The sequence below is a fragment of the Pseudomonas sp. PsB genome, assembly GCF_043658375.1.
Taxonomy (GTDB): Bacteria; Pseudomonadota; Gammaproteobacteria; order Pseudomonadales; family Pseudomonadaceae; genus Aquipseudomonas; species Aquipseudomonas putida_Z.
The window spans coordinates 46,270-52,974 of record NZ_JBIGLU010000030.1; the positions used below are offsets into that span (position 1 = coordinate 46,270).

Genomic DNA, 6,705 nt, shown 5'->3' on the forward strand with positions numbered 1-6,705 from the left:
TCATGGCCATCACTTCCCAGGACATCTGCAACGCTGCCGACCAGCTCAAGGGCTTCGTCGGTTTTCATGGCAAGCGCGGTGTGCACATCGTGCGTTTTTCCGAAGATTCGTTCGGCATGGACGTGGCCGACGCCAGCATCACGCCCTGCAGCGAGTTTGTCTGGCGGCCCGAGCAAGGGCAGCGCATGGCCCTGTGCCGCGAACGGCTGGCGCTGTTGCTGGAGCAGCATGTGGATGACCGTTTGAACATCGGTGAACCGCTGCGCACCTACCTGCGCCGGCGTGACCTGCCGGAAATCGTGGCTGAGCGCAGCTTGCAGCGGGATTCCGCTCTGTAATAGCGGAGTAACTGCCTAGCTCGAATACCGAAAACCTGCACCATCACTGTGGGAGCGGGTTCACCCGCGAACACCGGCGAAGCCGGTGCCATATACCGAGTTGCATTTTTCGCGGGTGAACCCGCTCCCACAGGGGATGTGCAAGTATCAAACCTGCACAAGACAGTTACGTCCGCGCGCTACAGGTAGGGCGCCGACCGCTGGGATGCCTGCTGCAACAACGCCTCGAGCCCCGCACTGTCCAGCGGCTTGCTCAGGTAATAGCCCTGCACTTCATGACAGCGGTCATTCTGTAGTGCCCTGAGCTGCTGCTCGCTCTCCACCCCTTCGGCCGTCACTGTCAGCCCCATCGCTTCGCCCAGGTTGATGATGGCCTGGACCACGGCGCGGTCGCTGCCAGCGGTGTTGTTCAGCCCGCCGATGAAGCGTTTGTCGATCTTGATGCTGTCGAACGGGTAGGTGCGCAGGTAGCCCAACGACGAGTAGCCGGTGCCGAAGTCGTCCATGTTCAGGCGCACGCCCAGCTCCTTGAGCGACAGCATGGTGCCCAGCGCGCCTTCGATGTCATTGAGCATCACGTTCTCGGTAATTTCCAGCTCCAGGCGCTGGGCAGGGAAGGCGGTTTCCAACAGGATCTCGCGTACATCGGCCACCACATCGCTGCGCAGGAACTGCGCCGGTGACAGGTTCACGGAAACCAGTACATCGGCGGGCCAGTCATGGGCGGTGCGGCAGGCTTCGCGCAGCACCCAGCGGCCCAGCGCAACAATGATGTCACTCTGTTCGGCCAACGGAATGAAGGTGTCCGGCCCCAGCAACCCTTCCTGCGGGTGCTGCCAGCGCAGCAAAGCCTCGACCGCGACGATGCGCAGGTCGCTGAGGCGATAGCGCGGCTGGTAGTGCAGCTCGAATTCCTGGTTGCGCAGGGCCCGCCGCATGTCGTTCTCCAGTTGGCGGCGGTACTGGATCTGCTGGTTCATTTCGGCAGCGAAATAGCGCCAGGTGCACTTGCCGTCGGCCTTGGCCTGGTACAGGGCGATATCGGCGCAGCGGATCAGCTCGCCGGCATCGAAGCCTTGGGTACGGGTCTGGGCGACACCGATACTGGCGCCAACGTGCAGGGGCTGGTTATCGAAGATGATCGGTTGTTGCAGCAGGCTGATCAGGCGCGCACAGAAGCGGTCGATCTCGCTGCGGTTGTCCATGCCGCCGAGCACCAGGAGGAACTCGTCGCCGCCCAGGCGCGCGACCAGGTCGCCATCGCGGGTGCTGTCGCGCAGGCGTGTTGCAACCTCCTGCAGCACGGCGTCACCGGCGGCATGGCCGAGGGAGTCGTTGATCGGCTTGAAGTTGTCCAGGTCAAGCAGCAGCAAGGTCAGTGGCGGCGAATCACTGCCGCGCAACAAGGCCTGCTCGAGGTGCCGGGCGAGCTTGTTGCGGTTGGCCAGCCCGGTCAGCGGGTCGTGCAGCGACAGGTGCTGGATGCGCGCATGAGCGTCGACTTCGTCGGTGATGTCGCTGGCGGTGCCGCGAAAACCGACGGGCTTGCCGTCGTACCAGATGGCGCGGGCCGATATCCGGCAGTAGCGGTTCTGGCCATTCTGGTCGCGGTAGGTGCAGCGCAGGTTGGCCAGTTGTTGAGGGTCGACCGCGGCCAGGGCATCCAGCCACGGCGAGAGCGGCGTGGTATCGCAGGCCAGCAACTGATTGAGCGGGTGGCCGAGCCAGTCGTCCACCGGGTAGCCGGTGACATTGACGAAGCGTTGCGAAAGGTAGGTCAGGCGTTGTTGCCGATCGGTTTCCCAGATCCAGTCGGAGGCCGACTCGGCCACCGCGCGAAAACGCTGCTCGCTGGCCTCCAGGGCCTGGTTGCTCTGCTGCAGATCGGCGAGCGTGAGGTCGATCGCCCGCGAACTGCGCAAGGCATGGCGGAACAGGTACAGCATGACCAGGCCGAGTATCAGCAGGGCACCCGCCAGCGGCGGCAACACCGCGCGCAGTAACTGCTGCCCTGGCAGCGGGCTGCTCCAGGACAGGTGGTAGCCGGTATCGCCGAGGTCGATGCGCAGGTGCCCGTGCTCCCCCACATCATCGTTTTCCACGTGCATGCCGATCAGGCCGGCACCGCTGCTCAGCTGTGCCAGCTTTTCCTCGGTGAGCTGGTCGACGAACAGCATCACCGGCGCCTGGCGCACCTCGCTATCGGTGACATCCCGGTCCGGGCGCACCGCCGCGGCACTGAGCACTGCCGGCCAGCCGTTGAACAGGACGAAACGGGTGATCTGTTCACGTGGGATGGCCGCCGCCCGAGCCTGGTCGATGATTGGCTGCAGCGCTGCATCAATATAGGTATTGGCCGCTGCCTGGGTAGGCTGGCCTTTGAACAAACCGTAGGTGGTGCGAGCGTCCTCCACCACGAACACCCCTTCATAGCCGCTGGCGCTGTACAGCGACTCGCCCACGTTCTTTTCTTCGTAGGCCCATTTCCAGTCGGCCTGGCCCGCCAGGTGTTCGAAGGCAGCATCCCACACGGCATAGCTGGACAGGAACTGGCGCGAGGCGAGCAGCCGTTGCTCCAGCGCCTTGGTTGCCTGCGAGGCACTGCGCTGGCGCTCCTGATGGTCAAGAGTACCCGCGATATTGAACAGGGCGCCGAGGATGATCAGGCAGGCCAGGCCGAAAACTGCGCTGAAGCCGGCAATCAGGCGACGCACCTGGAAGCGTGGTGTGGGGCTGGCGGGTGGAAGGTTGGCGGTCCTGGCCATGCGCGAGCGGCTCCTTCAGGCAGCCTCCCGCCAGTTAGTCAGGAAGGAGGTTCAATCAGGATAGGCCAGCCTGAGCGCCGCAGCGTCTCTGTGGGCAAAATTGACCTGGTCGCGCCCGGCATGCTTGGCGGTGTACAGCGCCTTGTCCGCCTGTTCGAGCCAGTGTTCGGGTGACTCCAGGTCGGCCTCGAATGCCGAAAGGCCGATGCTCAGGCTGATGCGCAGGTGCGGCAACTGCGGGTTGCGGTAGCTGGCGACCTGCTCGCGCAGGCGCTCCATGGCCTGGCAGGCTTGGGCCTCGCTGGTGTCCGGCAGGATCACGCAGAATTCGTCACCACCGTAACGCCCGGCCTGGTCGCCTTCGCGCAGATTGCGCCGCAGCTCGGCGCCGAGCTGGCGCAGCACACAGTCGCCGACCACGTGGCCGAAGGTGTCGTTGATGGTCTTGAAGTGGTCGATGTCGATCAGGGCAATCACCGCGTGCCCCTGTTGCTGCTGGCAAGCCTGGAACTTCAGCAGCAGCAGGTCTTTCCAGGCGCCGTGGTTGAGCAGACCGGTCAGGCTGTCGGTAAGGCTCAGGGTGCTCAGCCGGCGCTTGTGGTCGGCCAGCTTGATCGCCAATTGGTAGCAGACCCAGCCCAGCGCCAGCGGGTAGAGGGTCAACATCGGCAGGCAGGCATAGACCTGCAGGGGCGTCGCGTTCAGTTGCAGGCCGGGGCCCAGCAGCAGGATGGCGACGAGCATGCCCGTCAGCTGGGCCAGCACCCCGCGAACGACCATGCGTTTGCCGCCGGCGGCGACGTTGTTCATGGTCATCATCGACAGCACGGTCACGCTGGGCAATGGATTGAAATGCATGGCGGCGGTCCAGAACCCACCCATCAGGGAGTCCAGCACCAGGTTGCGCTGTTCTGCCTGGTAGGGCATGGCCGAACGGGCGGCCCACAGGTAGGCCACATGCGGCCACACCAGGCCGTTGAACAGTACCAGCAGCCATGCCCAGGTGGGCGGTGACAGCGGCGCCATGGCGGCCATGACGCTGAACAGGCCAATCCCCAGGCCGATGACCCGCGGCAGGTAGATGCGTTTGGCGAATGAAAGTCCTTTGCCGCTGCGTTTATCCATATTGGTCATCGTTCTTCTGCTGAAGCACCGTTTATCGCATAACTCGCATGAATATTGTTGAACAGTGTTTCATCGACGAAAAATGACCTTACAAGCCAATTCACGGTTGATCCGATCACTGTGGGGTAACATGAAGGCTTTCCTGTTGCTCGGAGTGTTGCTGATGGTCCCTTTGGCCAACCCTGCCGGCGAGCCGGCGCCTCAGCGGGAAGGGCGCTTTCACAATCAGGCGTCGTTGCCACAGGATGGCGTATTGAAGAAACTGCGCATCGGGCTCAAGTACCTGTTCCTGCGCAAACCGCCGGAAACCCGGCCGGCCACACCGGTCAGCCTCCAGCCCATGACCCGCCAACAGGTGCTCGATGCGCCCGACCGCAGCCTTTGGCGCCTGGGCCATTCCACGGTATTGCTCAAGCTGCGCGGGCGCTTCTTTATTACCGACCCGGTATTCGCCGAGCGCGCCTCGCCGGTGCAGTGGGCCGGCCCACTGCGCTTCCATGCGCCGCCCCTGGCGCTGGACCAGTTGCCGCCGTTGGCTGCGGTGGTACTGTCCCACGATCACTTCGATCATCTTGACGAACAGGCGATTCGCCAACTGGCATCGCGCACCAGTGTGTTCCTGGCGCCGCTGGGCGTAGGCAACCTGCTGATGACCTGGGGCGTAGCACCGGCAAAGGTGCGGCAGCTGGACTGGTGGCAGGAAAGCGAGGTCGAGGGCGTGCGCTTTGTCGCCACCCCGGCTCAGCACTTTTCCGGGCGTGGGCTGCTGGACAGCAACCGGACCTTGTGGGCGTCGTGGGTGATCGTCGACGAGGATGTGCGGGTATTCTTCAGTGGCGATACCGGCTACTTCGATGGGTTCAAGCAGATTGGCGAGCGCTTCGGGCCGTTCGACCTGACCCTGATCGAGACCGGGGCCTACAACGTCGCCTGGCCCGATGTGCACATGCAGCCGGAGCAGAGCCTGCAGGCCCATCTGGATCTACGCGGGCGCTGGCTGTTGCCGATTCACAACGGCACCTTCGACCTGTCCATGCATGGCTGGCAGGAGCCGTTCGAGCGCATCCTGGCGTTGGCCAACCAGGCGCAGGTGCGTCTGAGCACGCCGCAGATGGGGGAGCGGGTCAGCCTTGACTCTCCGCACGCCGGGCAGAACTGGTGGCAGCCGCGGCCCGTGCGTCAGCGCGGCCAGGCGAACGAGCGCGTGGTGGCGGCACGCTGAAGTTCATTTGTTGCCGTTGTTGCGGCGCGGGGAGGGTGGCTGGTCCTCTTTCAGTAGTCGTGAGGGCGGTTTGCCGCTGTCGCTGCGCACCTGTGCATGGCTGATCAAGCCGAAGATGAAGCTGCCGCCGATGATGTTGCCCGCCAGAGTTGGCAGGGCGAACTCCAGCCAGAAGCTGCGCCAGGTTTCATCGCCGGCCCAGACCAGATAGGACACCTCGACCGAGCCGACCACGATATGGGTGAAGTCGCCCAGGGCCATCAGGTAGGTGATCATCAGGATGATCCAGATCTTGGCATGTTCCATCGATGGGATCATCCAGACCATTGTGGCGATCATCCACCCCGATACGATGCCTTTGGCGAACATCTGGCTGATATCGTTCTTCATGACCTTGCGGCCCACCTCCAGGAAGGCCACATCGGTCTTGCTGTCGAAGATCGGCAGTTCCAGCATTACCCAGGCCACCAGCAAGGTGCCGGCGAGGTTGCCAAGCAGTACAACGCCCCAAAGGCGCAGCAGGCGCCCGAAGTTGGCCAGGGTGGGGGCGGTCATTACCGGCAACACGGCGGTCAGGGTGTTTTCGGTGAACAACTGCTGACGCGCCAGTATCACTGCAAGGAAGCCTGCGCTGTAGCCGATGCTGGCGATTACCTGAGCGCTGTCCCCCTCTGGCAGGCGAGCATAGAAAAGGCCCATGGCCATGAGCGACAGCCCCATGGACAAGCCTGCGGCCAGTGCCGACCACCACAGTGCGGCGAGTGTACGTTCCAGTTCCTGGTCGCCCTGGTAACGAATGATCTCGTGCAGTACTGCCGCGCGGGGCGGCTGGCTAAGGCTGACTTCCTGCTCCTCGTCCGCCGACAGGCCCGGGGTTTTCTCGCTTTGCGCATCGCTCATGGCCGCTACGCTCCGTGGGGGTGTTTCTCTACAGATTCGCGGCGCTTTCATTAGTTGCCGGCGAGGAGACAAACGCCGGCAGAAAGTTTTTTCAGATCAAGGTGTTGACTCTGATTTCAAAGCGCGTATTATTCGCCTCCTCGCAGCGATGAACGCTTCGAGGCGAGCGGTAAGTTGTTGAGGTTGAAGGGTTTCGAAAGAAACCAGCTGTAAAAAACTTCAAAATAAACGCTTGACAGCAAATGAGGAAAGCGTAGAATGCGCGCCTCGGTTGAGATGAAAGGCTCTTAACCAAACGCTCTTTAACAAATCGAATCAAGCAATTCGTGTGGGTGCTTGTGAGTACGGACTGATA

Annotated in this window: 5 protein-coding genes; 2 read left to right on the forward strand and 3 right to left on the reverse strand. The window is 62.9% G+C overall.

Annotation, left to right across the window (positions count from 1 at the left end; genetic code table 11):
* Window positions 1-2 precede the first annotated feature (2 nt).
* A complete protein-coding gene (locus ACGLHT_RS24780; RefSeq protein ID WP_013973906.1) occupies window positions 3-338 on the forward strand; it encodes a DUF2025 family protein in 336 nt (111 codons plus the stop codon).
* 179 nt (window positions 339-517) lie between these two features.
* On the opposite strand, the gene ACGLHT_RS24785 is transcribed toward ACGLHT_RS24780, so the two are convergent.
* Window positions 518-3,103: an EAL domain-containing protein gene (locus ACGLHT_RS24785; protein WP_137164696.1), complete on the reverse strand. Its 2,586-nt coding sequence runs from the start codon at window positions 3,101-3,103 to the stop codon at window positions 518-520.
* Window positions 3,104-3,154: 51 nt separating this feature from the next.
* Window positions 3,155-4,228 (reverse strand): diguanylate cyclase, encoded by a 1,074-nt coding sequence (locus ACGLHT_RS24790; RefSeq protein WP_137164847.1) that lies wholly within the window; start codon window positions 4,226-4,228, stop codon window positions 3,155-3,157.
* Between the two features lie 130 nt (window positions 4,229-4,358).
* Between ACGLHT_RS24790 and ACGLHT_RS24795 the strand changes: the two genes are divergently transcribed.
* Entirely contained in the window at window positions 4,359-5,450 is a 1,092-nt protein-coding gene (locus tag ACGLHT_RS24795; RefSeq protein WP_025340338.1) for an MBL fold metallo-hydrolase, read from the forward strand.
* Window positions 5,451-5,453: 3 nt separating this feature from the next.
* Here ACGLHT_RS24795 and ACGLHT_RS24800 read toward each other — a convergent pair whose 3' ends face one another.
* Window positions 5,454-6,350, reverse strand: coding sequence for a formate/nitrite transporter family protein (locus ACGLHT_RS24800; protein ID WP_137164695.1), 897 nt, complete (start codon window positions 6,348-6,350; stop codon window positions 5,454-5,456).
* Window positions 6,351-6,705: the final 355 nt, after the last annotated feature.